Annotated in this window: 28 protein-coding genes and 1 pseudogene; 6 read left to right on the top strand and 23 right to left on the bottom strand. The window is 63.8% G+C overall.

Translation table 11 applies throughout. The annotated features are described in order from the left end of the window. Positions 1 to 54 precede the first annotated feature (54 nt). From OW521_RS19905 to OW521_RS19895, 3 genes are all read right to left on the bottom strand, one after another. A complete protein-coding gene (locus OW521_RS19905) occupies positions 55 to 972 on the bottom strand; it encodes an MIP/aquaporin family protein (protein ID WP_268021262.1) in 918 nt (305 codons plus the stop codon). A 135-nt stretch (positions 973 to 1,107) separates the two neighbouring features. After that, positions 1,108 to 1,458, bottom strand: coding sequence for a DUF202 domain-containing protein (locus tag OW521_RS19900; RefSeq protein WP_268021261.1), 351 nt, complete (start codon positions 1,456 to 1,458; stop codon positions 1,108 to 1,110). Then, positions 1,455 to 1,811, bottom strand: coding sequence for a YidH family protein (locus OW521_RS19895; protein WP_268021260.1), 357 nt, complete (start codon positions 1,809 to 1,811; stop codon positions 1,455 to 1,457). Before OW521_RS19895 ends, OW521_RS19900 begins: the two co-directional genes overlap by 4 nt. A gap of 77 nt (positions 1,812 to 1,888) precedes the next feature. Between OW521_RS19895 and OW521_RS19890 the strand changes: the two are divergent. Continuing rightward, positions 1,889 to 2,973, top strand: a pseudogene (locus tag OW521_RS19890) (ADP-ribosylglycohydrolase family protein). A 26-nt stretch (positions 2,974 to 2,999) separates the two neighbouring features. On the opposite strand, the gene OW521_RS19885 reads toward OW521_RS19890, so the two are convergent. The 4 genes from OW521_RS19885 to OW521_RS19870 form a co-directional block, all read right to left on the bottom strand. Further along, complete coding sequence (locus OW521_RS19885) at positions 3,000 to 3,548, bottom strand: DUF4395 domain-containing protein (protein WP_268021259.1); 549 nt, start codon at positions 3,546 to 3,548, stop codon at positions 3,000 to 3,002. 66 nt (positions 3,549 to 3,614) lie between these two features. After that, complete coding sequence (locus OW521_RS19880) at positions 3,615 to 4,637, bottom strand: exonuclease domain-containing protein (protein ID WP_268021258.1); 1,023 nt, start codon at positions 4,635 to 4,637, stop codon at positions 3,615 to 3,617. Further along, positions 4,606 to 4,929 carry a DUF4235 domain-containing protein gene (locus OW521_RS19875; protein ID WP_268021257.1) on the bottom strand — a complete coding sequence of 108 codons (324 nt, stop codon included), beginning with the start codon at positions 4,927 to 4,929 and terminating at the stop codon, positions 4,606 to 4,608. Before OW521_RS19875 ends, OW521_RS19880 begins: the two co-directional genes overlap by 32 nt. Then, positions 4,874 to 4,999 (bottom strand): hypothetical protein, encoded by a 126-nt coding sequence (locus OW521_RS19870; RefSeq protein WP_268026124.1) that lies wholly within the window; start codon positions 4,997 to 4,999, stop codon positions 4,874 to 4,876. The genes OW521_RS19875 and OW521_RS19870 overlap by 56 nt, the downstream gene beginning before the upstream one ends. Positions 5,000 to 5,199: 200 nt before the next feature. On the opposite strand from OW521_RS19870, the gene OW521_RS19865 reads away from it, so the two are divergent. Then, on the top strand, positions 5,200 to 5,961 hold the full coding sequence (locus OW521_RS19865) for a VTT domain-containing protein (RefSeq protein WP_268021256.1): 762 nt from the start codon (positions 5,200 to 5,202) through the stop codon (positions 5,959 to 5,961). A gap of 61 nt (positions 5,962 to 6,022) precedes the next feature. Here the strand turns inward: OW521_RS19865 and rdgB are convergent, their stop codons facing one another. The 6 genes from rdgB to clpS form a co-directional block, all read right to left on the bottom strand. Then, positions 6,023 to 6,661, bottom strand: coding sequence for an RdgB/HAM1 family non-canonical purine NTP pyrophosphatase (gene rdgB / locus OW521_RS19860; RefSeq protein ID WP_268026007.1), 639 nt, complete (start codon positions 6,659 to 6,661; stop codon positions 6,023 to 6,025). An 8-nt stretch (positions 6,662 to 6,669) separates the two neighbouring features. Beyond that, positions 6,670 to 7,428 (bottom strand): ribonuclease PH, encoded by a 759-nt coding sequence (gene rph, locus OW521_RS19855; RefSeq protein WP_078108499.1) that lies wholly within the window; start codon positions 7,426 to 7,428, stop codon positions 6,670 to 6,672. Between the two features lie 43 nt (positions 7,429 to 7,471). Then, complete coding sequence (locus OW521_RS19850; protein ID WP_268021255.1) at positions 7,472 to 8,269, bottom strand: MBL fold metallo-hydrolase; 798 nt, start codon at positions 8,267 to 8,269, stop codon at positions 7,472 to 7,474. Further along, a complete protein-coding gene (murI, locus tag OW521_RS19845; RefSeq protein ID WP_268021254.1) occupies positions 8,266 to 9,336 on the bottom strand; it encodes a glutamate racemase in 1,071 nt (356 codons plus the stop codon). Before murI ends, OW521_RS19850 begins: the two co-directional genes overlap by 4 nt. 105 nt (positions 9,337 to 9,441) lie before the next feature. Beyond that, a complete protein-coding gene (locus tag OW521_RS19840; RefSeq protein ID WP_268021253.1) occupies positions 9,442 to 10,008 on the bottom strand; it encodes a DUF2017 domain-containing protein in 567 nt (188 codons plus the stop codon). Further along, positions 10,001 to 10,387, bottom strand: a complete 387-nt coding sequence (clpS, locus tag OW521_RS19835) for an ATP-dependent Clp protease adapter ClpS (RefSeq protein WP_268021252.1) — start codon at positions 10,385 to 10,387, stop codon at positions 10,001 to 10,003. Before clpS ends, OW521_RS19840 begins: the two co-directional genes overlap by 8 nt. Positions 10,388 to 10,518: 131 nt before the next feature. On the opposite strand from clpS, the gene OW521_RS19830 reads away from it, so the two are divergent. Continuing rightward, a complete protein-coding gene (locus OW521_RS19830) occupies positions 10,519 to 11,847 on the top strand; it encodes a nicotinate phosphoribosyltransferase (protein WP_268021251.1) in 1,329 nt (442 codons plus the stop codon). Continuing rightward, positions 11,848 to 12,474, top strand: coding sequence for an isochorismatase family protein (locus tag OW521_RS19825; protein WP_268021250.1), 627 nt, complete (start codon positions 11,848 to 11,850; stop codon positions 12,472 to 12,474). 33 nt (positions 12,475 to 12,507) lie between these two features. Here the strand turns inward: OW521_RS19825 and OW521_RS19820 are convergent, their stop codons facing one another. From OW521_RS19820 to OW521_RS19785, 8 genes are all read right to left on the bottom strand, one after another. Further along, a complete protein-coding gene (locus tag OW521_RS19820) occupies positions 12,508 to 14,286 on the bottom strand; it encodes a DEAD/DEAH box helicase (protein ID WP_268021249.1) in 1,779 nt (592 codons plus the stop codon). A 275-nt stretch (positions 14,287 to 14,561) separates the two neighbouring features. Next, positions 14,562 to 14,903 (bottom strand): DUF3039 domain-containing protein, encoded by a 342-nt coding sequence (locus tag OW521_RS19815; RefSeq protein WP_268021248.1) that lies wholly within the window; start codon positions 14,901 to 14,903, stop codon positions 14,562 to 14,564. Between the two features lie 22 nt (positions 14,904 to 14,925). Continuing rightward, a complete protein-coding gene (gene nagB, locus OW521_RS19810) occupies positions 14,926 to 15,708 on the bottom strand; it encodes a glucosamine-6-phosphate deaminase (protein WP_265977241.1) in 783 nt (260 codons plus the stop codon). A gap of 99 nt (positions 15,709 to 15,807) precedes the next feature. Then, entirely contained in the window at positions 15,808 to 17,379 is a 1,572-nt protein-coding gene (locus OW521_RS19805) for a transporter (RefSeq protein ID WP_268021247.1), read from the bottom strand. Next, positions 17,361 to 18,152 (bottom strand): ABC transporter ATP-binding protein, encoded by a 792-nt coding sequence (locus tag OW521_RS19800; RefSeq protein WP_268021246.1) that lies wholly within the window; start codon positions 18,150 to 18,152, stop codon positions 17,361 to 17,363. The genes OW521_RS19805 and OW521_RS19800 overlap by 19 nt, the downstream gene beginning before the upstream one ends. Positions 18,153 to 18,280: 128 nt before the next feature. Next, positions 18,281 to 19,384 carry an NADH:flavin oxidoreductase/NADH oxidase gene (locus tag OW521_RS19795; protein ID WP_268021245.1) on the bottom strand — a complete coding sequence of 368 codons (1,104 nt, stop codon included), beginning with the start codon at positions 19,382 to 19,384 and terminating at the stop codon, positions 18,281 to 18,283. Continuing rightward, the gene (locus tag OW521_RS19790) at positions 19,384 to 20,349 is read right to left on the bottom strand and encodes a tetratricopeptide repeat protein (protein WP_268021244.1); all 966 of its coding nucleotides are present in this window, start codon (positions 20,347 to 20,349) and stop codon (positions 19,384 to 19,386) included. The genes OW521_RS19795 and OW521_RS19790 overlap by 1 nt, the downstream gene beginning before the upstream one ends. A 36-nt stretch (positions 20,350 to 20,385) precedes the next feature. Next, complete coding sequence (locus OW521_RS19785) at positions 20,386 to 22,155, bottom strand: hypothetical protein (RefSeq protein WP_268021243.1); 1,770 nt, start codon at positions 22,153 to 22,155, stop codon at positions 20,386 to 20,388. 299 nt (positions 22,156 to 22,454) lie between these two features. Between OW521_RS19785 and OW521_RS19780 the strand changes: the two genes are divergently transcribed. Next, entirely contained in the window at positions 22,455 to 23,642 is a 1,188-nt protein-coding gene (locus OW521_RS19780) for an AI-2E family transporter (protein ID WP_268026002.1), read from the top strand. A gap of 10 nt (positions 23,643 to 23,652) precedes the next feature. Here the strand turns inward: OW521_RS19780 and OW521_RS19775 are convergent, their stop codons facing one another. Continuing rightward, the gene (locus OW521_RS19775; RefSeq protein WP_268021242.1) at positions 23,653 to 24,447 is read right to left on the bottom strand and encodes an alpha/beta hydrolase; all 795 of its coding nucleotides are present in this window, start codon (positions 24,445 to 24,447) and stop codon (positions 23,653 to 23,655) included. 18 nt (positions 24,448 to 24,465) lie between these two features. Continuing rightward, positions 24,466 to 24,798 (bottom strand): ATP/GTP-binding protein, encoded by a 333-nt coding sequence (locus tag OW521_RS19770; protein ID WP_265977234.1) that lies wholly within the window; start codon positions 24,796 to 24,798, stop codon positions 24,466 to 24,468. Positions 24,799 to 24,855: 57 nt separating this feature from the next. Between OW521_RS19770 and nucS the strand changes: the two genes are divergently transcribed. Next, on the top strand, positions 24,856 to 25,551 hold the full coding sequence (gene nucS / locus OW521_RS19765; RefSeq protein WP_268026000.1) for an endonuclease NucS: 696 nt from the start codon (positions 24,856 to 24,858) through the stop codon (positions 25,549 to 25,551). The last annotated feature ends 18 nt before the right edge of the window (positions 25,552 to 25,569 follow it).

The raw sequence follows: 25,569 nt of genomic DNA, 5'->3' as shown, positions 1-25,569 counted from the left end.
CGCGGCACGGCGGCACCGGCAATATCGGGGCCTTCCGGGCAACTAATTCCGGTCTCAGTCCCGCTTGCCGTCGAAGAAATCACGGGCGGGGTCGACGGCGGGCTTCACTTCTGCAGAAGGCGCAGCGGCAGCAGGTGAAACCTCTGCCGGGCCTGCCGTCGCGGCGGCGTCAGCGTCGTCGTCGGACTCTTCGTCCCGTTCGCCGGACTGCGCCGGTTCTTCAATCTCCGCGACGACCACCGGAGCGGACTCGCCAAAGCCGCGGAAGATGAGACCCGCGATCGCTGCCCCCACCAAGGGCGCCACCCAGAAGAGCCAGAGCTGCTCCAACGCCCAGCCGGAACTGAAAACTGCGGACGCGGTGGCACGGGCGGGGTTGAAGGCAAGGTTGCCAGTGGACTGGCCCAATTGCAGCAGCGCTGCGACGGTCAGGCCAACGGCAAACGGTGCGGCAACCTTGCTGGGGTTCCGCCGGGCGGTGACCCCCAGGAAGACCCCTACCAGGATCGCTGCGCCGAGTACCTCGATGAGCATCACCCCGGTCAGCGGAACCTGGAAGCTGGAATGCGCACCGAACCCCGAGGTCGCGGTGTCAAAGACGTTGCGGCTGTCGGTGATCCCGGGAACAGTCCGTACGACGGCGAAGATCGCCAGTGCGCCCAGCAAACCACCCACAAGCTGGGCACCCAAGTAGGCGGCTCCATCCACGAGCTTCGTGCGGCCAGCGATCACGTGGCCAACGGTGACTGCCGGGTTGAAATGCCCGCCCGACAAGTAGCCGAAGGCAAGCATGGCAGCGGTAACGGCAAGGCCGCTGGCCAGCGACGCCGGCATCGGAACCGCCTGGGGATTGATGAAGATGAGCACACCCAAGCCAATAACCACAAGGAACAACGTCCCCAGAGCTTCAGCGGACGCCCGGGCGATGAGCCCAGTACCGCGGGAGGAGGGAACGGACACAGTTGTGGTCATGTCGGATGATTCCTTAGTTCGAAGTTGGGGTGGCGTGTTGCGGAGGCGCACGGCAACAGCTAGCCACGCAGCAGATCGCGCGCTGTGCCCTGCAGAATCCTGCCAGCCGAGTCTGGACGCTACCTGAGTCCGAGCCTAGCCGCCAAGCGCGATCGCGGCGACCGCCGCGCAGCCCAGTGCGATGATGGACCCCGCGCTTGCCAGCATGAGGACAGCCGACGCTTCGTCCGCGCCCTGGTGGAGCTGACGGGACCTTACCCAAACAATGCTACCTAGAACGATCGTCGCAGCGGCGGCCGTCAAAGCGCAGATTCCTTGGTAATCGAGTCCCGGTATTCCGGTGGGCATTTGCCCCGCGCCGGACTTGGCAGACAGCCACCTGCGCCATATAAAGAGGTCCACAACCAGAAGCGAAATAAGGGTCCGGCGCCAGGCGAGCGTGGTGCGCTCTGGCTGCAGCCCTGAATCCCTGGCCTCGACGCTCAACGCGCCACCAGGATCAGCACAGCGAACGTGAAGGCTGCCACGGCAACCACGATGGTCATCAGCATCATGACCCGTGAGAACGGCAACGCTTGGTCGTTGCGCATGGCGGCCTCCATCTGCGCCCAACGACGGTAGGCAAGCGTCGCGAGGCCCGCGCCAATGATTGAAAGCACGACGCACAGTGCAATGCGCACCGGCTGCGGTGCGATGTTCGGAGCAAGCTGATCGATCGCGACGGCGCCCGCCAGCAGCGCCAAGGAAGTGCGAATCCAGGCTAGGAAGGTCCGCTCATTTGCGAGGGAGAATCTGTAGTCCGGCGTCTTTCCGGTTTTCCGCCACGCGGGTTCACGCATCACTGCCTCCTAGTTCAGGAGCCACCGTATCAGTGGGCACGTCGAGTCCGGCGAAGCAGCCGCGGTAAATTACCACTATGAGTGCTGAACCGTCCCCCTCCGTCGTTCCATCTTTCGAGTCCCGGGTCCTCGGCTGCCTGCTGGGAGGGGCCCTGGGCGATTCGCTCGGCTACGCGGTGGAATTCGACGACGTGGACACTATCCGCTCCCGCTACGGCGCAGCAGGACTCACTTCTTTCGGACAGCTCGACGGCGGCACCCACTTCTCGGACGACACCCAGCTGACGCTGTACACCGTGGACGGCCTCGTGGAAGCACTTGAGTGGGCCAACGACGGCGTAGCCGCCGATGAAACCGCGTGCCTCTGGCTTGCTTATCTTCGCTGGCTCGCCACCCAGGACGTGGCCTTGCCGGCATCGACCCCCGTTCCCCAACCGCGTTGGATTGACGGCCAGGAAGTCCTCCGGCACCGCAGGCATCCGGGCAAAGCGTGCCTGAGCGGACTCGCCACGGGCCAGATGGGGACAAAATTTCGCCCCGTCAATCCGGAATCGAAGGGTTGCGGCACGGTGATGCGATCCGCTCCATTTGGCTTGGTCCCGCATATTTCCGAAGCCACGGTCTACAAGCTGAGCACTGACGCCGCGTCGCTGACCCACGGGCACCCTTCGGCACGGCAGAGTGCCGGCGCCTTCAGCGTGCTCGTGCACAAACTGGCCACGGGCTTGGATATACGGACTGCGGCTGAACATGCCTTGAGTGTGGTGGCGGCATTGCCGGATCCAGCCCCGGAACTGTTGGACCGCCTCCGCCAAGCGCTGGAGCTGTCCTCCACCGGAACCGTGCTCAGCCCCGAAGAACTCACGGCGCAACTGGGCGAAGGCTGGGTCGCGGAGGAGGCACTCGCCGTCGGGCTCTATGCCGTGTTGGCAACCGCCGCAGCGGCAGGGGCACAGCTCGATCCGGCCGCCCATTTCCGTCAGGCGGTGGCCGTCGCGCTGAATCACAGCGGTGACAGTGACTCCACCGCTTCCATTGCGGGCAATATCCTGGGGCATTCCACGGTGAGGCCGCCCTGCCGCCGGACTGGCTTGAAGCCCTTGAGGCGCCGGAAGTCATACGCGCGATGGCGCAGCAGTTGATTGCCGTCACGGTCGGCTAGGAAAAGGTCGGCTAGAAAGAGCTAGTTCATGCCTGGCGAAATGCGATGTTGTTGCAGGCTTCGCAAACTTCCTCGGGAATGAGGCCACGCTTCTGCAGGAAACCGAAAATCGCGCAGCCAAGGCAGAATCCCACAAACGACTCGAGGGACGCCGCGACAATCAAGAGGGCCAGCAGGATCCATGCTCCCAGCGCGAAACCGGCGAAGAAGAGAACCACGGCAGCGGTACTCAGCACGGCACCGATTCCTTGTGCGAAGCGCTTGGGCGGACCCGGGACAAGCTTGGCAGGACCGACCCGGGGTGCCAGGACCTTCACGGACAACAAGGCAAACGGCGAGATCCTGGGCCCGAAAAGCACCCGCAACCAGAAACCGGCCGCAATCAGCACGAGCCCCCAGCCAAAACCGGTGAGGAGGGTAAGCACCGCAGCCAAAACCACAAGGCCCGCAGTGATCCTCGCGGCGTACTCATTGACAGGATTGGGAAAAGCGAAGACGGCCCGCCATCCGGTGGCCGCCCGAGCCGGCGTCCCTGCGGTGAAGCGTGCGGCGTCAGCCTTCTTTCCCTGTGTCATGGCTCAAGGCTAGGAGTGCGGGCACGCAACGGGAAGCTTTGTTGCTCCGTATGAATATTGATGCAGCTAGCTTCCGCCGACCATCTGCAGGAACTCTCCCTCGGAAAGCACTTCGATCTGTTGGCCGCGGCTATGCAACTCCAAGACCCGCTTGGCTTTCCCCGTGAGGCGACCGTTCCGTAGATCGCCTGCCACGAAGCCGTCGCCCACCACCAGGACCGTGGTCCTTCCGGTGACGCGGCTCTCGGGGCGTGCGCCCATCTCCGCGGCCCGCTGTTTCGCGTCCGGCCGGGCAATGGCAAGTTCACCGGTGAAAACTACAGTCTGGCCGAACAGCGGGTGGCCCGGTTCCGCTGCAGGGTTGGGCAACGGATTGGTTCCCTCTTCCGGCCAGTTGCTCCAGGCTCGCCCAAGTTGGCCGGCGCCATTCCCGACGCCGGAGCGGCCAGAAGGTTGCGAAACGGCCCCGACGGCCGCGAGCGCAGCCAGGGTTTGCTTGGACAGCCCGTCTCCCGGCCGGAAGGCCTGCTGTTTCGGCAAGGCCAAGCCGAGGGACAAGTAGAGCTCTGCAATACTGTTCGCATCGTTTCTGCGGGCAATATCGACCAGGATCCCCGCGCAAGCCCGGGCGTCCTCGGCGGCATCGTGATGATTCACGAGGGGCACGCCGGCCTCTTCCGCGGCGTAGGGCAGGGAATTGGACACCAAGGAATAACAGCGCCTGGACAACATCACGGTGCAAACGTATTCGTAGGCCGGGCCAGGCAGCCCGGACACTTCAAGCCCGGAACGGATGACGCCGAGATCGAAGGCTGCATTGTGGGCGGCCAAAATATCGCCGCCGATGAAAGCCCCGATTTCGGGAAAGACTTCCCCAAAGCGTGGAGCGCCGGCGACGTCCTCGGCCCGGATGCCGTGGATTCGCGTGTTGTGGTACTCGAAGTGGTCGTGGTTTTCCGGTGGGCGCATGAGCCAGGAGGCTTCCTCGACCACTACTCCGCCGCGGACCTTGCTGAGGCCGACTGAGCACGGAGAGCCCCTGAAGCCGTTCGCAGTTTCAAAGTCGATCGCCGTAAAGTCCAATGCCACTGGTCAAGGTTACAGGGGGAAAGAGCCGCCCGATGCTCCGGTGGTGGTCGCCACCATGAGGGCGTCTGCAATGGCAGGACCACGGACAGGCCGCCGGCCTCAAACTTCGCTTGCTGTCTCCTGCAGATTGACGAGAGCCTTCCTTGGTTGCCCTTTGGGTCATGACGTGGATGACTGACACTACTGCTGCCCCTGCGACGGCAAACAGCGCCACGCCAGGCAAGGAGTCCTCGAGATTAGTCGCATCCTTGGGGGCGTGCTTGCCGGTGGACTTGCTCCAGACTGCCTCCAAGGGCCTTATTCGCCGCGAATCCGGCGCCCATGCCCACCGCCATGCCGAGCAATTTGATCAAGACGTTCATCTCGTTCCTCCGATTGTGGGCTCACGGGCCGTTCAAATGCCTTCGGTGCTGCCCGTCGCGCACGTGTCCAAGCAGCCCGTCCTTTGCCTAAGAATGATTGTGGATAATCAGCATGCTTAGCATTCAGCATAAGCGAAGAACGGATGTCTCAAGGCCCGACGGCGGTTGTCCCGTACCCTTGAAGGGTGACCCTTTCTGCGATGAACGACTTTGCCGTGTCCGCTTTGGGAGGCGCAGGACAGTTGCAGCCGCACATGTCCGCGCTTCTCCCCGACTGGTTGAACCCACAGGTCTTCCTGGCCAACCCCGCTTTGGCGCCGTGGGTAGTCTTGGTTGTCTGCGGAATTGTGTTCGCAGAAACGGGGCTCCTGGTGGGCTTCTTCCTCCCTGGCGATTCCATGCTCTTCACTGCGGGCTTGCTCGTGGCCACGGACACCATCAAGTTCAATATCTGGGCACTTGCCGCCCTGATCATTGTGTCGGCGATCATCGGCAACCAGAGCGGCTACCTCATTGGCTCCAAGGCCGGACCTGCCATTTTCAACAAGCCTGATTCCAAGCTGTTCAAGCGGGAGAACGTAGAAAGCGCGCACGCCTTCTTCGAAAAGCACGGCGGCAAGGCCTTGATCCTGGCCCGCTTCGTCCCGATCATCCGCACCTTCGTGCCGGTGATCGTCGGCGTCGCGCAAATGGACAAGCGCAAGTTCTTCATCTTCAACGTCATCGGCGCCGTGCTCTGGGGCGGCGGCGTCACGCTGCTCGGATACCTTCTGGGCGACAAGGTGCCGTGGGTCCGGGACAACCTCGACATCATCTTCGTCGTCATCGTGCTGATCTCAGTGGTCCCCGTCGCAATCGAGGTCATCCGCGGCTTCCTTGCGAGGCGCAAGGCCACCGAACCTGGAGCAGAACCCGCCGAAGAATTCATCGAAGAACACGAAGCCGGCAAGCGCAGCGAATAGCTGAGCCGGCCCTATCACGTCGAATGGCACCCCCGCAGTAACGGGGGTGCCATTCGCTTTTCTAGCGCAGGGCGTCCACGATGGCCGGAAGCAACGCCCGGAACGCCTTGCCGCGGTGGCTGATGGCGTTCTTTTCCTCGGAGCTCAGCTCGGCGCAGCTGCGGTCCAGGCCCTGGGGCTGCAGCACGGGGTCGTAGCCGAACCCCCCCGCGCCGCGGGGTTCATGCAAGAGGGTGCCTTCCAACTGGCCGTATTCGACCACCTCCCGCCCACCGCCGTCGACGGCGTCGGGTACAGCGAGCGCCGCCGCGCAGACAAACGCCGCTCCACGGTGCGCGTCGGGGACGTCGGACAATTGCGCCAACAAGAGTTGGAGATTGGCGGCATCGTCACCATGCCGGCCGGACCAACGGGCCGAGAAGATGCCGGGGGCTCCACCCAGCACGTCCACGGCGAGCCCGGAATCATCGGCAATCGCCACCAGTCCGGTGGCTTCAGCCACGGCCCGCGCCTTCAGCAGGGAGTTCTCGGCAAAAGTTACCCCGGTCTCTGCAACGTCGGGGGCTCCGGCCGCGGCCGCGTCAATCACCTGGGTGTCGACGTCGAGCCCTGGGACCTGCCCCCTGAGGAGTTCCCTGAGTTCGCGCAGTTTGCCCTTGTTGTGGGTGGCGAGAACGAGTCGCGGAACAACCGCGGTCATTGCCTCGCTCACGGGGCCTCGGCCAGGGTCTCGCGCTGGATCGCCGCCAGCTCGCCCGTGCCAATGAGGGCAAGGTCCAGAAGCGCATTCAGCTCATCGCGGTCGAAAGGGGCTCCCTCGGCGGTTCCCTGGACCTCTACGAACTTCCCCGAGCCGGTGACCACCACGTTCATATCGGTTTCGGCACGCACGTCCTCTACATAAGGCAGGTCCAGCATGGGGATGCCGTCGATGATCCCCACAGAGACGGCAGCGATCGTGTCGATCAGCGGCTGCGCGTTCTTTGCGATCATCTTGTTCTCCCGGGCGAATCGGATCGCTTCGGCGAGCGCCACGTAGGCGCCGGTGATCGCCGCGGTGCGGGTTCCGCCGTCGGCCTGGAGTACATCGCAGTCCAGCACGATCGTGTTCTCGCCTAGCGCCTTGGTGTCGATGATGGAACGCAGCGACCGGCCGATCAGGCGCGAAATCTCGTGCGTGCGTCCGCCGATCCTTCCCTTGACCGACTCACGGTCGGAACGGGTGTTCGTGGCCCGCGGCAGCATGGCATATTCGGCCGTGACCCAGCCGCGGCCTTCACCTTTGAGCCAGCGCGGCACGCCTTCAGTCAGGGAAGCTGTGCACAGCACCCGGGTGTTGCCGAACTCGATCAGGGCCGAGCCTTCGGCCTGCTTGGACCAGCCGCGCGTAATGCTGATGGGACGGAGCTGGTCAGGCGTGCGGCCGTCGGCACGGATGACGGGGACAGATGTGGCTTCGGAAGTCATACTGCAAGCTTAGCGACCACACAGCCGCTGCTGGACTGCGGGTTCAGACGGTGTAGTGAACCCCGGCAACCGCGACGGCGACATCGCCGGCGAACTCGGGCCGCGCCTCTGCCATGACCTTGGTCTGTGACGTCCACACGGGAATGTGAGTCAGGAGGAGGCGTCGGGCTCCCGCGGCTTTAGCCGCCTGCCCCGCGCGCTTGCCGGTCAGGTGCACATCCTTGATGTCGTCGTCGCGTCCTTCTTCGAAGGCAGCCTCGCACAGGAAGAGATCCGCGTTGCGGGCTGCATCCTCAAGTCCCTGGCACGAGTCGGTGTCTCCCGAGTACGTCAGGATCCTGGTGACGGGACTTCCATCCTTGCCCGGCTCCGTGACCTCTACGCGCAATGCGTAGGCCTCTTCCACCGGGTGGTTCACGGCATACGGCGTCACGGTGAACGGTCCAAGCTGCACGGACTGGCGTTCGCTCCAGTTGCTGAAGTCGAACTCTTCGTGCATTCCGGGGTCCAGTTCCAGCCCGTACGCAGTGGCCATCCGGTCGGCCGTCGCGGCGGGCCCCCACACGGGGATCCTGTCCCGACCCCAACCGCCTGGCTTCCAGCGGACTGCCACGTGCAGTCCGCACAGGTCCATGCAGTGGTCCGGGTGCAAATGGGTCAGGAAGATCGCGTCTATGTCCTCAAGGTCCGTGTACCGCTGGATGGCCCCGAGCGCACCACTGCCTAGGTCCATGACGATCTTCCACTGGCGTTCGCCGTCCTGCGCGGTCAGCAGGTAGCACGACGCCGGAGAGCCCGGCCCGGGAAAGGAACCCGTGCAGCCAACAATGGTCAGTTTCACTGGATGCGGCCCCCGCGGGCCGCGCCGAATTCGTTTACGGTGAAGGCTGCAGGATCAACGAAGTTGGAGGTCCTCGCATGGTGGCCTCCCGTCCGGGCGGCCTCCAGCATTTCCGGGGTGATGCGCGCGAGGCTTCCTGTCGGGTACTGCGCGGCTACATGGTCCACGTGGCGCACGGACAGGACCTCAGGGCCGAGGAAGCGGCGCGCCAGGATTTCGAACTGGACAGCGTCGCCGGTCGCCATGAAGTCGTGCCGCGGCAGGCTGGCGTCGGTGCGCTGGATCCCGTGGGTGGCCAGGGCCCGGTACACGTCTTTGGCGGTCTCCTCGGCGCTGGACACAAGGGTGACGTCCTCCCCCATGACGTATGAGATCACTCCCGTCAGCAGCGGATAGTGCGTGCAACCCAACACTACGGTGTCCACTCCGGCATCCCTGAGCGGTTCCAGGTACTCGTGGGCTGCGGCCAGGAGCTCCGGACCGGTGGTGATGCCGGCCTCTACGAAGCTCACGAATTCCGGACAGGCCACCGAGGTGATACTCAGGTCCGGGGCGGCGGCAAAGGTGTCCTCGTAGGCCCGGGAACCTACTGTGGCCGATGTCCCGATCACGCCTATCCGGCCAGACCGCGTAGCGGACACCGCCCGGCGGACCGCCGGTTGGATGACCTCAATGACGGGAATCCCGTAGCGGGCCGTGTACCGCTCCCTGGCATCGCGCAAAACTGCGGCCGAGGCTGAATTGCAGGCGATCGTCAGAAGCTTGACGCCGGAGTCCACGAGCTCGTCCATGACCCCGAGGGCGTTGGCGCGGACCTCGGCGATAGGAAGAGGCCCGTAAGGTCCGTTGGCAGTGTCCCCCACGTAAATGATGGACTCATTGGGCAATTGGTCGATGATCGACCGCGCCACCGTAAGCCCGCCCACTCCCGAATCGAAGACACCTATGGGGCGTGATCCCAGCAAAGTGTTGTCTGCGTTGCTGTTCAGTGTTTCCGGCTTGCGCTGGGATTCCGGCGCCGGTGCGGCGCTCTCCCCACCCGATACCGTATCCGATGCTGAGTTCATGATTCTTAGAGAATAAGCCAAGGCATGTGCCGCAACCATGACTTGTGGCGGGGGCCTCGTGTCTGTTTTGTCACACGGAAGGCAGCGAGCACGTCTAATTTCATCTCAGGCTTTCCGGTCCATCGATGCCATCATGGCCTGCACCAGCGATTCCTGGAGCCAAGTAGTGAAGTTGTACACGAGCGCCAGATAGCTCTCTACGTCTTCGGCCTGGGACCAGTCCTGCATGGCGTGGACATGGTCGGCATCGGCTTCGTCGCGGATATCGAGGCGCTCGGCCAGTACCAGGCGGACGTCGTTGAGTGCCATGGACCAGAGCTTGGCCTCCTCCGGCGTGAGCACAAGCTCGTTGCGGTCCAGGCCCATCGCTGCGGCCCTAAGCGCACCGATTTTTCCTTCCCGCAGCGAGCGCTCGGTGAGCTGGCGGAACTCGAGGGAAGCGGCGTCGTCGTTCTTCATGACGTTTGGCAGCAGCCTGAGCAAGGCGCGATCGGACGGTTCCTTGACATTCATGTCCAGGCCGATCAGGGCCGTCAAGGGGTCTTCATTCTGGGACAGCTCCGGTTCCAGCATGGAAATGACATCGTCCAGAAGGCCCCGCAGGAGTTCGCGCTCGGCGGGCTCAAGGTAGCCGGTGATCCCTTTGAGTCCGTACTTGAAAGCCTTAGCCACGTGCGCCACCCTTGCGTCCCCGGCCGTCGCCGCTGCCGCTCGCCTTTTCAACCGTTGCCCACAAACCGTAGCCGTGCATGGCAACCGCGTGCTGCTCAACCTGTTCCTTGCCACCGTACGCCACGATCGAACGGCCCTTCCTATGGACCTCGAGCATGAGTTTGTTGGATTTCGCCTCGGAATAGCCGAAGTAGCTCTGGAACACGTAACTCACATAGCTCATGAGATTGACGGGATCGTTCCAGACCACCAGGTTCCAAGGGATGTCAGCAGCGCTGAGGACGTCGGTGGACGACTGCTCCGCGGTGTCCGTCCGTTCCTCTCCCTTTAAGCCTATGTCTGTGGCTGCGCAGGTGCCGGGGGCGACGGTAGTGGTCATCTGTCCATTCTAATGGGGATGGACCGGCCCACACCGGCGAGACGTGGGAGGCGGTGGGTGGGCCCACGCCGGCGAGGGCCCCGCGTCGAGCGAAGCGAGACGTGGGAGGCGGTGGGGACTAGAGTGAATTCGTGAGTAGATCCGTCGCCTGGGACCATCCCCGCACGTCGTTGTACACCGATCACTATGAGCTAACAATGCTGGAAGCTGCCCTGCATTCCGGGGCGGCGCACCGGCGCTCGGTCTTCGAGGCCTTCGCCCGCCGGCTGCCAGATGGGCGCCGCTACGGCATTGTCGCCGGCACCGGCCGGCTGCTCGAAGGAATCAAGGACTTCCGTTTCGGCGACGCCGAGCTCGCCTTCCTGGACCAGCACAAAGTGGTGGACAGGCAAACTCTGGACTTCCTGGCTGACTACAGGTTCTCCGGCGACATCTGGGGCTATCCCGAAGGTGAAGCATACTTCCCCGGCTCCCCCATCCTGATCGTCGAATCCACGTTCGCGGAAGCGTGCATCCTGGAAACTTACATCCTGTCCGTGCTCAACCACGACACCGCCATAGCTTCGGCTGCCTCCCGCATGACCAGTGCCGCGGGGAACCGGCCCTGCATCGAGATGGGCTCCCGGCGCACCCAGGAGGAATCCGCGACGGCGGCCGCACGGGCCGCGGTCATCGCAGGTTTTGGCAGCACCTCAAACCTTGAGGCCGGCCGCCGTTACGGCATCAAGACCGTAGGCACCGCGGCCCATTCCTTCACGCTCCTGCACGATACCGAGCGCGAGGCCTTCGAAGCGCAGATCTCCGCGTTCGGACCGGGAACAACGCTTTTGGTAGACACCTACGACGTCGGGACGGGGGTTCGCACCGCCGTCGAACTCGCAGGTGACAAGCTCGGAGCGGTCCGCCTGGATTCCGGAGACCTGGTGGCCCAGGCACAATGGGTTCGCGAGCTTCTGGACAGTCTCGGCAACGTCAACACCAGGATCGTCGTCACCTCGGACCTCGATGAATTCGCCATCGCCGCCCTCCAATCGGCCCCGGTGGATGTGTACGGCGTGGGGACCTCCCTTGTCACCGGATCGGGAGCGCCGACGGCCAGCATGGTCTACAAGCTGGTCAGCCGCACCAACGATGCCGGGGAATTCGTCTCTGTCGCCAAGGTTGCCAAGAACAAGGCCAGCGTGGGCGGGCGCAAATACGCCCTCCGCAAACTTGACGAACACGGCATCGCAACGCACGAAATCGTAGGCATCGGACACCGGCCGGAAGACGACGGCAACGACCGCCCGCTGCTCCAGCAGTTCATCAAGAATGGTGAATTGCTCCCTGGGTGGACAGGGCACGAAGGGGTAGTCCGGGCACATGACCGCCATGCAGCCACCATGGCGGAGCTCCCTCCCGTGGTCCGGAGGCTGCAACGAGGCGAGCCGGCAATCCCCACCATCTACGAGGAGGACTGAATGTCCCGGGCCCTGATCATCGTCGACGTCCAGAACGACTTCTGCGAGGGCGGATCCCTTGCCGTGGAAGGTGGCGCTGCCGCAGCCGCCGCCATCAGCGAATACCTCGACGCCAATCACCAGCATTTCGACCACATCGTGGCCACACAGGACTGGCACGTGGATCCGGGCAGCCATTTTTCGGACACGCCGGACCTGGTGGACAGTTGGCCTCCGCATTGCCGCGCCGGGAGCAAGGGTGCCGAGCTCCACCCGGACCTGGATGCCGAATACATCCAGGCCTACTTCCGCAAGGGACAGTACACCGCGGCCTACTCAGGGTTCGAAGGAGTCCTGGCACCCGAAGACGAGGTGCCCACGGGCGAGCTAGCATCCGGCGCCGTCCCTTCAGCCGAGTTCGACGAAGACGCGCTTGGCCTCGACGACTGGCTGCAAAGCCACGGAGTGGAAGAAGTGGTGGTTGTCGGAATAGCCACGGACTATTGCGTCAAGGCCACCGCTTTGGATGCCGTCCAGGCCGGCTACTCCGTGACAGTGATCGGCGAACTCACCGCCGGAATCGCGGAAGATCTTGGCGAGACCTACGCAGAACTCGAGGAAAACGGCGTCGAACTGGGACAGAGCTGAGGCCTGGAATCCCGGCCAAGCAGTCAAGCGGCTCTATTTCCGCCCGATGAACCAATCCTGAAGCTTGCGCAGCCGCGACTGCAATTGGTCTTCGTTCGCTTGGGCGACGGCCGGGCCGCCGCACACTTCGCGCAATTTGTTATGAACGACGCCGTGCGGAGTGCCTGTGCGGGCAGACCATGCCGCCACGTTCTTGGCAAGCTCGTTGCGCAGATCCGTCAGCATACGGTGGTCCGGAACCGCGGGTGACGCTGCGGCCGCCAACGGCGACTGACGCTTTTTCCGCGACTGCTGATCATGTTGCCGTTGCCTGAGCAAAGTTCCCACCTGTTCGGCATCAAGCAGGCCCGGAATCCCGAGGAAATCAAGTTCGTCCTCGGAACCGATATCTGCTCCCGTACCGAATTCGCCGCCGTCGAACAGCACGCGGTCAAAGGACGCCTGGGAATCGAGTGCTTCGAACTTGCCCTTTTCCAGGGAGTCCGACGCCTTCTCCTCGCGGTTGGCCTCGGCCATCAGGTTCTCTTCGGGGTTGAAGAGACCGTCCGGATCCTCCTTCTCGGGCCGGTCCAGGGCATGGTCCCGCTCGGCCTCCATGGAGTTGGCGAGGGCCATGAGGGGCGGCACGGAGGGCAGGAACACCGACGCCGTCTCGCCGCGCTTGCGGGCACGGACGAAGCGGCCCACGGCCTGGGCGAAGAACAGTGGCGTGGACGTGGACGTGGCGTAGACGCCGACCGAAAGCCGGGGGACGTCAACACCTTCGGACACCATGCGGACAGCCACCATCCAGCGCTTGTCGCTCTCGGTGAACTCCTCGATCTTGTGCGAAGCCTTGGAATCATCGGACAGAATCACAGTGGGCGACTGACCCGTGATCTTCTTGAGCTGGCCGGCGTACGCACGGGCGTCGTCGTGGTCCGTCGCAATGACGAGACCTCCGGCATCGGGCACGGTGCGGCGCACCTCGCCGAGGCGCTTGTCCGCGGCGGCTAGAACCGCAGGGATCCATTCGCCGCTGGCGTTAAGCGCGGTCCGCCAGGCCTGGGAAGTGATGTCCTTGGTCACGGCGGCCTCGCCGAGGGAAGCTGCCATTTCGTCGCCGCCGCTGGTACGCCATCGCATCTGGCCCGAATACGCCATAAACAGCACGGGGCGGACAACATGGTCCCTCAAGGCGCTGCCGTAGCCGTAGGTGTAGTCCGCCTTCGATCGGCGGATGCCGTCGCGGTCTTCGGCATATTCGACGAAGGGAATGGGCGAAGTATCCGAGCGGAACGGCGTACCAGTGAGGGCCAGGCGCCTTGCAGCGGGATCGAAGGCCTCCCGCAATCCGTCGCCCCAGGACAATGCCTCGCCACCGTGGTGGATTTCGTCCAGGATGACCAGCGTGCGGGCGGCCTCGGTCTTGGCGCGGTGGAGCATAGGCTTGCTGGCCACCTGTGCATACGTCACCGCGACGCCGACAAAACCCCTGCCGTGCTGGCCGTCGGAATTCTTGAAGTTCGGGTCGATGGCAATGCCCACCTTGGCAGCGGCATCCGCCCACTGGCGCTTCAAGTGGTCCGTGGGAGCAACGATCGTCACGCGGTTGACGGTTCCATTGTCAATGAGGGTTGAAGCGATCCGGAGAGCGAAGGTGGTCTTACCGGCGCCCGGCGTGGCCACTGCGAGGAAATCACGGGGGTTGGTGCTCAGATACAGATCCAGGGCTTCCTGCTGCCAGGCACGCAGTTTCGGGGCGGTCCCCCAGGCTGCGCGTTCCGGATACGCCGGGGGCAGGGCGGGGCCGCCGAAAAGTGTTTCAGTCACGCGGATTCCACCCGCCTGGTGTCTGCCTGACTCGCGGCAATCAAGCCGCGGGCCACGCCACCAGGCGCAGCTCCATGCAGGCCGCGGCGCGAGGCAGCGACGATTCCAAGCAAGGCCGCTGTAGCCAGCGAAACCCAAATAACCACAAAAACACCAATCTTTTCCGGATGCGCCGGATCACGCATGGCAGCAAACAGGCAGGACAAAACGCTCCCGCCGCCTGCTACTAGGAAATATCCAACTACTAGGGATTGCTCACTGCTGGGACTCGCTTACTACTTGGAGTCGCCCGAGCCGCCGCCCTTGTCTCCGCCGTCGTTACCGGGGCGAAGTCCGTCATAGATCTCTTTACACTCGGGGCAGACCGGGAACTTCTGCGGATCCCGGCCAGGTGTCCACACTTTGCCGCACAGCGCAATCACGGGTGCGCCTGTCAGGGCGGACTCCATGATCTTTTCCTTGCGGACATAGTGCGAGAAACGCTCCCGGTCACCGGGTTCCACTTCCTGGCGCACTTCCTCGCGCTCAATGGTTGCAGTGGAAGTTCCGGCTCCGGAAAGCTCGCGCATGGGATCGTTTTCGAATGGGTCCGGAGGCAGCGTCGTCATGCCATCCATCTTAGCCGCTGCAGCTACGTGATCAGATGCTCTGCCACTTCGGCTTGTTGTCGTACGTGTGGCGGTAGTAGTCGGCAAGCTTGAGCGAGGAAGCGGCAGCTTCATCAATCAGGATGGTGGCGTGCTGGTGCATCTGCAGCACCGATGCGGCGCAGATGGCTGCGACGGGCCCTTCCACGAAGTCCCGGACAGCCTGGGCTTTCTGCGCGCCGGTGGCAATCAGGACGACGTGCCGGGCATCCATGATGGTCCCGAGCCCCTGCGTGACCACGTGGTGCGGGACGTCGTCGATGCTCTTGAAGAAGCGGGCGTTGTCCTTGCGGGTCTGCTCGATCAGCGTCTTGATCCGGGTCCGCGAGGCGAGCGACGATCCCGGCTCATTGAATCCGATGTGGCCGTCGGTCCCCACACCGAGAATCTGCAGGTCAACGCCGCCGAGTGCCCGCATGGAATCCTCATACGCCTGGCACGCTGCCGGAAGGTCGGCTGCGGTGCCGTCGGGGCTATGGACGTTCGCGGGGTCGATGTTGACCCTGTCCGTGAATTCACGCCGGATGACTTCACGGTACGATTCCGGATGTCCAGGCTCGAGCCCTACGTATTCGTCCAGGGCGAAAGCGTGGGCCTGGCTGAAGTCGAGGCCCCTTTCCTGGTGGCGGCGCGCAAGCTCGTCGTAGACAGGGAGCGGCGACGAGCCCGTGGCAAGGCCCAGGACAGCGTTCGGCTTTCGACGAAGCAGCGACTCGATGGCATCAGCGGCAAGTGCCCCGATCTGCTTGCTTCCCGGAAGGATGACAACTTCCATGGTCCACGACCTTTCTAGCTGAGTTTCCCGGATCGACTGGTTCGACTGGTTCGACTTTCAGGTTATCCCATGTCCCATATCTTGTCATTGTCGCTGGAATCAACGGTGGACGCTGAGTTGAGCGAAGAGTTCCGGCCCGCGTCGGTCAAGCCAGCGGCCGCCGATCCGGACACCCGCCACGATGAGAACTACTCCAAGAAGTGGGCCCGTTGCAAGATTGATCCACCCCCACGTCGGATCGCCCGTGACGGACTGGACAATCACGATCACAAGTTCGGGAAGGAGCAGGACAAGCAGGACCGCCATTCCTCCGAACTGGACGGCCAGTGTCTGGGCGACGTTGCCTGGCGGCTTCTTGAACGGGCTGTCACCGGGCAACGGCACGCTTGACGTGTACCGCGCCGACACGATGGAAGACAACCCCAGGCCCGTGAACAATACGCCCAGGGAAAGTCCAAGAATACCGGGCAGCCAGTCCCAATCTCCCGTCAGGAAAAATGGCCCGACGGCGAAGATCAGCACCACCGGGAGCGCGAAGGCCAGGCAAGCCAGGGCCCGGCCAAGCCGATCGTCGATGCCGCGGACCCCAGTGGCCAGATGCAAGGCAAACGCGGTGTTGTCATACGAAACATCAGCGGAGATGGACCAGGCGAGAACAAAAGCAGTCAGGGGCCCGAGGACGATCAGCATAGAGTAGCCTCCGGACTGCCCGGACTGGAACAGGAAGATCACGGGCAGCAACGGGACCACAGTCAGTGCGGCCGCATAGCGCGGATCACGGAGCCAGTAAGTGAGGGCGCGTGCCGCTACAGCGCCGGTAGGAGTTGCTGGCAGAAGTCCGAACAAGCCAAGTTTTCCGCCGCGTTTCCCTGATCCGCCGGCGTATCTCGGAGTAACCAGCGCCCGCTTGAGCAGTGCATTCCAACATGCAAACAACCCGAGGAGAGTGGCCAACGAGATGAGCGTCTTAATGCCGGCGCCCGCGACATCTCCCGATGCCAGATCTCCGCCAAGGGCCCAGGGAGCGCCGAGAGGAGTCCAGGAGACCGTCCGGGCGAGTGTGCGGAGATAGTCGCTGGAACTGGACACTCCCCCGACGACGCCGGCCACGATCGGTCCCATTAAGACAAGCGGCACAAAAACCACAATGCTGCTCGCATCCTTGAAGCGACGGGAGGCGGCGAGGCTGGCTGTCGCCGTCGTTACCACTTTCGACAGCACCACACAGCTGAGGACGCCCAGTACGGCACCCACCAGGGCACCGGCCACCGCCGGCACACTTCGCCACCATGTTGCCGCAGTGAACAAAGCCACCAACAGGGTGGACAAGCCTGGCAATCCGATGAATCCGGCGAGGGCAAGTCCGGTCAGCAGCTGGCGCATGGGGATCGCCGACGTCGTGAAGCGGGAAGGGTCGAGCGTCATATCCGCGGCCGAGGCCATCAGCGGCACCACAGCCCAGGCCAAGATCGCAGCAGCGCCGCCGAGGACGACGGCGGTATGTGCGGTCTCAGTATCGGCCCACCGCAAGGCGACAAGGACCGCAATCAGGGTCGCCACGACTCCCAATGCGTAGAGCCCGCCGATCGCGATCCCCACGATCTGGCCCGGGCTGCGCCGGAAGCCGTTCAGCAGGAGCCGCCATTTCAGGCTCAGAAGGTGCGCAACCATTCCAGGCCTTCCGTCCGGTTTCCGCCGCCCACCAACTGCACAAAGCGGTCCTCGAGCGTGGCGCCGTCGCGGACCTCATCCACGGTTCCGGCAGCCAGCACCCTACCCGCCGCCACCACGGCCACGTGGTCGCACATGCGTTGCACCAGGTCCATGACGTGGCTTGAGACGATTACGGTCCCTCCCGAGGACACATAATTGTCCAGGATCCTCCTGATGTTGGCAGCTGATATTGGATCCACCGATTCAAAGGGCTCGTCCAGCACCAACAGCCTTGGCGCATGGATGAGCGCCGAGGCCAGTGCGATCTTCTTTGTCATACCGGCGGAATAGTCCACCACGAGGGTGCCCGCGTCGCCGCTGAGATCCAATGCTTCAAGCAATTCGCCCACCCTCTGGGCAACGACATCCCTGTCCATGCCGCGCAGCAGGCCCGCATACGTGACCAGCTGTTCGCCGGTCAACCTGTCGAAGAGCCTCACACCGTCCGGCAATATCCCCATCAGCTTCTTGGCTTCCAGGGGCTTCGCCCATACGTCCACGCCATGAATGAAGGCAGTTCCGAAATCCGGCCGCAAGAGCCCCGACGCCATGGACAATGTGGTCGTCTTGCCCGCCCCGTTGGGACCAACCACTCCGTAGAAGGAGCCGGCGGGCACATCCAGGCTGATGCCGTCGACGGCGATCTTGCCGCCGAAGCGTTTGGCCAGTCCGCGAAGCACCAAAGCGGGCACCCGGAAAGTGGGAGCGGAATCGGGAAGCTGGACACTCATGCAGCCAGCCTAGTCCCGACAAGGCTTCCGGAGGTCGTCCCTGAGGGGGAACTCCGGACCGTCCTTCCCGACCTGCCTCATCCCAAAGGACTAGATATGGAAAGGATTAGTCCTCAAAACGCTTGGCGTCAGAAGCTGTGCCGCGGAACCGCGCGCTGATACTGCGGCGCCCACTCCAAGGGGAACCCGAGTTCAAAAGCTGCACGAAGCCACCAGTGCGGATCCCGGAGTGCCGCGCGGGCCATGAAGACGCCGTCGGCTTGGCCTGTGGCCACGGTATGTTCGGCTTGCCCGGAGGACGTCAGGAATCCTACAGCACCGGTGGGGACGCCCGCTTCGCGCCGGATCTGCTCAGAGAATCCCGTCTGATAGCCAGGGCCGGCTTTGATCCGCTGATGGGCCACAGCGCCGCCGCTTGAAACATCCACCAAGTCCACACCGCGCTCGGACGCCGCCCGGGCCAGACGCACCGAGGTGTCAATGTCCACGCCGCCCTCGGCCCAGTCGCTGGCCGAAATCCGCAGCAACAATGGCATCGAGTCGGGGATGACGGCACGGACGGCATCGATGACCGCAAGCGTCAGGCGGTTACGGCCGTCCTCACTGCCTCCCCAGGAATCATCGCGCTTATTGATCAGTGGGCTTTGGAACTCATGCAGGAGGTAGCCATGGGCGCCGTGGATCTCGAGGGTGTCGAAACCCGCGTCCACTGCCCGCACGGCCGCCGCCGCGAAATCGGAAATCACGGCCTGGATGTCCGCCTCGCTCATCGCAACAGGGGTGGCAAGCCCGGCAAAGGCTTCGTCGCCCGGGCCCCGGGGCACCCAGCCGCCGTCGGCCTCCGCAACGGATCCGTCCTGTTCAGCAAAGGGCCAATAAGTCGAGGCCTTGCGCCCGGCGTGTGCCAGTTGGGCTCCGATCTTGCCGCCCATGGCGCTGTTGCGGTGGACGAAGTCCACGATCCGCTCCCAAGTGGCCGCCTGCTCATCCGTATACAGCCCGGCGTCCCTCGGGCTGATCCGCCCCTCGGGGCTCACGGCTGCCGCCTCAGTGAGGATGAGGGCCGCGCCGCCCGTGGCAAACGCTCCAAGGTGTACCAAGTGCCAATCGTTCGGCACCCCGCCATCGCCGTCGGGCGAGCAACTGTACTGGCACATCGGTGACACCCAGCCTCGATGAGGCAAGGTCAAGGAACGTAGCTGAAGCGGGCTGAACAACGCCGGCTGCGTCATTAGAAGAGGACCCGAGCGAGACCTTGCCGGGCCTTGGCCACACGTTGGTCCGAAATGCCGACGACGTCGAACAGTTCCAGCAGGCGTACGCGCGCCGTTTCGCGCTCAGGCCCGAAATTGCGGCCGATGAAGGCAATGATGCGGTTGAACGCGTCCTCGATGTGGCCACCAGAGATGTCCAGATCCGCCACACTGAGCTGCACGTCGATGCTGTCCGGTTCCTCCGCGGCCTGGTGGCGAAGGGCTTCGGCCTCAGTCGCGGTCAAGGACTCAAGCCGGCCCATCAGTTCCACCTGCGCGAGTCCGGCCTTCGCTTCCAAGTCGGCGGGCTTCTCGGCAAGCGCCTGGCGGTAAGCGATCGCAGCAGCGGCGTAGTCCCCGGCCTCAATGGCATCGAATGCTGCTTGGTGCAGGGGCGGCAAAGGCGGGGCCTCAGCGGCGGGAGCGCCTGCGCCGATGCTGCCCGTCACTCCGTTGGCTTCGGCCACTTTGAGGAGTTCATCGACAAGGCTGCGGATTTCCTGGTCCGAAGCGGGCCCCTCGAACAGCGGCACAGGCTGGCCTTTCAGCACCGCGACAGCGGTAGGGATGGCCTGGATCTGGAATGCCTGCGCAAGCTGCGGAAACGCGTCAACATCCGCCGCGGCCAGCACCACTTTGCCGGCGAAACCTTCGACAACAGTTTCGAGGCTCTTCAACAGATTCGAAGATTCCAAGGAGCGGTTGGACCACAAGAGGAAAAGGACGGGAATCTGCGAGGACAGCTGCACGAGGTCTTGGAAATTAGCCTCGGTGGCATCTACTCGCAGGGGCTGGCTGCTTCCGTTGCTTCCCCCTGAGGCAGCCGGGACGCCGCTCGATGCCGGCGGCGCAGGGCGCCGCAGGGCAGAGAGGTCGACGGCGCCGCGAAGGTTGAGCTGGCTGGCAGCGGCTGGAGAGACGGGACGGGATCCTGGCGAACTCATACCGTCCACTCTAGCCGCTGCGCCACAGGCATTTGCCTACTTGAAGCTGGCTCCCACCAGTCCGCGGACCGCGGCAACGAGCTTCATCGGAGCAGTCGAACCAGCCGGCGGAATGTACACGGCTACTGACTCCGCGAAGGTCTGCACGAGGCCAACTTTCGTTGAATCCCCGCCGGCAAGCACAGCCGCAGCCTTGTCCACGGTCAGCGTGTCGCCATCAGCCTTGGGCTTGCTGGTGAAATCGAAGTCCAGCTTTCCCACAACCACAGCGCCGCCGTCGGACGTCCTGAACACTGCCGTGTCCGCCGGAGCGGGAGTGTGGGTGAAGGTGAAGTTTCCATTGGCGCCTGCCTTCACGGTGCTGGCCTGGTAGTCCAGGACGTCGGCAATGTAGGGCGAGTTGGTTCCCTCCACCAGCTTGTCCTTGAAAGCTGAGTCCGCCTTGGTCAGGCGATCACCCAGGGCGGCCAGCGCCTCGGTCCCGCTGTACTGCAGCCCGGACTTGTCTCCGGCTGCTACCTGCTGGGTTCCGCCCAAAGGGATCGCCGGGAAAGACGTCCCGGGCTGGAGCGGAGAAGCGCTCTTGAGCTTGTAGTTCTCGCGCGGCGAAGCCTGCACAAGAGTCAGGACTTGGGGAACCACGTTGCCGTCTCCCTGCGTCACTGCGATTACGGTGCGCGGCCAGCTGCGTTGAGTGGTAATGACGCTGCCCAGCAACTTGCTGGACCGGACAGGCATCCGTGCCTCGTGCGTTGCGACCTGGGACCGGATCTTGTAGTTCTGGGTCCGCACTTGAAGCTCCGCGCCGTCAACCCGGGGAGCGAGCTTGGCGGCATCACGCGCGGCATCGCCGGCGGCCACTGCACTCGCGACCTGTTCCAGGATGCGTTTGAGTTGGGCGTCCACCACGACGGGGGCAGACGGGGACCCGGGGGTCCCTGAGGGGCTCGCGCTCGGTGACCCTGAGGGAGAAGGGGTATCGCTCGCCTGGGCGCCTGCTGCAGTGCCACCAACGAGGGCAGCAGCTACAGCCGCAGCCACGACCGAGACACGGAGCGTGGGACCGCCGCCTGCGCTCTTCTTGGTGTCCTCGCCCGCAGTGCCGTTATCGACTTCGGTGTTCTCGTTTATTTTCCCGCCGTCTGCTTTCCCGCCATCGGCGGGATCGCTTGGGCGAGGGCCCTTGCCTCGGCCGCGTGTGAACTTGTTGACCACGGGCAGCGCCGCACCCGCGAGGACGAGAATCGCGCCAATGACGATGAGCGGGACGGCCCACGGCATGGTGGCATCGTTGGGGAACGTTACGGAGACCGACGACGGCGCCGGCTTGGTTCCGTCGCTGGCCAAGAGCAGCGACCAGTCGCCACTCGCGGGCGGAGTAAAGGTGTAGTCCAGCTGACCGTTGGCGTTCTCGGTTTCCACCCACAGGTCCGATCCGGCCGGCGATGGAGCTGTCGCTTCGCCGTCTGTGCCCGCGACTTGGAGGGACTTGCCGTCCTCGGAGACGCCGTTGACGCTGTTGTGTGCGGTCTTTCCTACCCATGCATCGACGTCATCCGGGCGGCCAACGGCCAGTACGAAATTGCCATCGCCCTTGACGCTGATCTTTGTGGGACCGCCTTTGTGGGTAAGCACGCTTTGGTTGATCACCGTCAGCGGAGCAGCCTTGGCGTCGCCGGGAGCGGACGCGGTCACGGTCTCGGCCGGAGCCCAAAAGGTCAGCTGGCCAACACCGGCCAACAGTGTCAGCAGGCCAAGCAGCACCAGCGAAACTGCAGTCTTCAATCGCACAGGAATACCAATCATCAGCGGTCGTTGAACTTCAAGGGTAACGGTTTTGTTACCGAAGAGTCAGTTCGGAGTCCTCCCACAGAGCCCCCCGGCACACCGCTTGGCCCCTGGAATCCGCCAATTCCGGCCTGCTGATAGTGTGGCGAACAACATCACATCGGGCACCGCCGGGGCCTGAACGCGGAACGAAAAGGCAGCTAAAACACGTGAAAGAGCGCAAGGGTCCGACTCCGGCCGAACAACAGCCCGGGACCAACCCGGGTGGTTTGGTCAACGCGTCCGCCCAGGACGGCAGGGATCACGGCGAGGGGCTGATGGCTTCCTTCGTGCGCCGGCTCCGCCAGCCCATTCCGGGCGCACAGCCACGGGTGCGTTTCGAGATGCCGCCCGAGCTTGAGCATGAAACAGCCGAGGCCGAGAAGGACGAATCCGGCGGTCCGCGCTTCGGCTCCCCCGGTCCGAGGATGTCCGCGCAGCATCCGCTCTATGTCGGATTCATGGGCACGGCCGGCGTCGGTGTCGCTCTCTTGTTGTACTACATCGGTACCAATACCGCCCAGCTGTTGCTATGGATCGTGACCGCCTTGTTCATTGCGCTGGGCTTGGATCCCGTGGTTCGTTGGCTCGAGGGCCGAAGGATTCCGCGCCCCGCCGGCGTCGTCATCGCGGTCGGAGCGGTTGTTGCCGGAGTGGCAGCGTTTTTTGGCACTCTCATTCCCACGATCGTGGAACAGGTCTCGCAGATCGTGCGGCAGGCTCCTGATTGGATCCGCGGTTTCGTGGATTCCGATTTCTTCCGGTCCTTGGACAGCCAGTTCGGCGTCCGCGACAGGATCAGCCAGGAGCTGGACAAGTTCGTCAAGAACCCGGACGCCATGGGTGGCATCTTCGGCGGTGTGGTCGGGTTCGGTTCCACGGTGGCCAACGGCGTGTTCGGGACGCTGATCGTCCTGGTCCTCAGCCTGTACTTCCTCGGGGCACTGCCCGCCATGAAGAGGTGGGGCTACAGGCTTGCCGCCCGTTCGCGCAGGCCGCGTGTTGAGGCCCTGTCAGAGGAAATCACGCGTTCGGTGGGCAACTACGTGATCGGCCAAGTTTGTGTGGCCTTGCTCAACGCATTGTTCGCTTTCATCGTCATGAGTATCCTGGGCATTCCGTTCAGCGTCCTTCTGGCTTTCGTGGTGGCCCTGCTCGCGTTCATACCCCTGGTGGGAGGAATGATCGCCGCCGTGGTGGTCATTCTGGTGGCCTTGACCGCGGGGTGGCAAACGGCCGTGATCTACGCCATCTGCTACTTCGCCTATCTCCAATTCGAGGCCTATTTCATCTCCCCGCGCATCATGCAGAAGGCTGTCGCTGTTCCCGGCGCAGTCGCCGTGATCTCGGTGATTGCAGGCGGCAGCTTGCTGGGGGTCCTCGGCGCTTTGATTGCCATCCCGACGGCGGCAGCCATCATGCTGCTGATCAAGGAAGTCTTCATCATCCGGCAGGACCGCCACTAGACCGTGACCATTAGACCGTGGCCACCGGGCCCGTCCATTGGCGCGGCAAGCCTTCAGGTCCCGCGCCGGCTTCCGTCACGTCGTCGACGATCTCGTCCAAAACCCGTGCCGCGTACTTCTCCCCGACCCACAGGTGCTTGGCGCCGTCGATCCCCAGGACACGGGCCTGGGGCACCAGGCTGAATCGCTCAGCGGCCTCAGCAGGCTGAAGATAGTCGTCATGTTCCGGAACCAGGACGGTCAGTGGCTTTCCGGAGGCGGCCCACTCCTTCAGGTGCACATCAGTTGCCCGGTGCAGCGGTGGTGACAGCAGGACGGCGCCCTCCACCTGGGAAGCCACAGGTTCAACTGCCCCGTACATCAAGGCCAGCTCCGTACCAAAAGACCAACCCACCAACCAGCGGTTGGGAAGCCCTCGTTCCACTGCGAAGCGAACGGCGGCTTCGACGTCGTACCGTTCACCGATTCCTTCGTCGAAGTGCCCCTGGCTGGTACCCCGAGGCGAATGCGTCCCCCGCGTGTTGAAGCGCAAAACCGCGACGCCGGCCAGTGCCGGAAGTCGATAGGACGCCTTGCGGTAAACGTGCGAATCCATGAATCCGCCGTGCGTGGGCAACGGGTGCAGGGTAATCAACGTTGCCGTTACCTCACCGGATTCCGGCAGCGCCAACTCCCCCACGAGCCGCTTGCCATCATCGGTGAGGAACTCCACGTTCTCGCGGCGCGCCGGCAGAACCGTCGACGCCCGGATATCAGTTGCAGACTCCGGTTGGCTGAAAACGAGGGACGCAGGATCGAAACTCATGCTTCCAAGCTTAAGTGCTCAGCGGTACCTGTACGTGCGGCCTGTCCAGCAGTTGTTGTGCCAGTGCCGGCGTTCCGCCAATCCTGCGGCTTCGCCGAAGAGGTGCGTCTCGGACCACACCACCAAGTGGGCGATTCCAGGCATGATGGCCATCGAACAACCGGGGCAGATATAGGTCTTCTCGGCATTCCGTGCGGTCATGGTCCGGACCATCCAGTCGCCGTCGGGGGCGCTTTCCCTGCGGGCGATGCCCGAACGGGCGCGTTCCAGATCCAGTTCCGGCGACTCGCCTGTCCGTTTCCAGCTTGCCTTGGCTGATTCGGTGCGTCGGGGGCGGTTGGAGCGGGGCATGTCTCCATTCTGCCCCAGTCGCTGAATGCAAAGCGCAGAGGAAGTAAAGTGGAGCGGGTGCGACTCGTCATAGCCCGCTGTTCCGTTGATTACGTTGGCCGCCTCAAGGCCCACCTCCCGCTTGCCACCCGGCTTTTGCTCGTCAAATCCGATGGTTCGGTGCTGGTCCATTCCGACGGCGGCTCCTACAAGCCGCTGAACTGGATGAGCCCGCCCGCTACTCTCCGGGTGACGACGCCGGAGGAGACCGAGGTCGAAGAAGGCGTGGTGGAGCAGTGGACCGTGCAATCGGCCAAGACCGATGACCGGCTCATCATCAACATCTACCAGCACCTCCACGACACGTCCCATGACCTCGGAACGGACCCCGGGCTCATCAAGGATGGCGTCGAGGCCGACCTGCAGCGACTGCTCGCCGAGCAGATTGAAACCCTCGGGGCCGGCTATTCGCTCATCCGCCGTGAGTACTTCACCGCCATCGGGCCGGTGGACATCCTCGCCAGGGACAGCGACGGAAGGACAGTCGCCGTCGAACTCAAGCGGCGCGGCGACATCGACGGCGTCGAGCAACTCACGCGGTACCTCGAGCTGCTCAACCGCGATCCACTCCTGGCGCCGGTACGGGGCATTTTCGCCGCCCAGCAGATCAAGCCGCAGGCCAAAGTCCTTGCCAACGACCGCGGAATAGACTGCGTCACCCTGGACTATGACGCCATGCGCGGCGTAGATGACAGCGAGTCGCGCTTGTTCTAGGTGGTCCGGTTGGCCCCG

Origin of the sequence: Arthrobacter sp. MMS18-M83 (assembly GCF_026683955.1) — a bacterium.
In the GTDB taxonomy this organism is placed as follows: Bacteria; Actinomycetota; Actinomycetes; order Actinomycetales; family Micrococcaceae; genus Arthrobacter.
The sequence above is the reverse complement of the archived record's forward strand: the minus strand, read 5'-3'. Positions and strand labels throughout refer to the sequence as shown.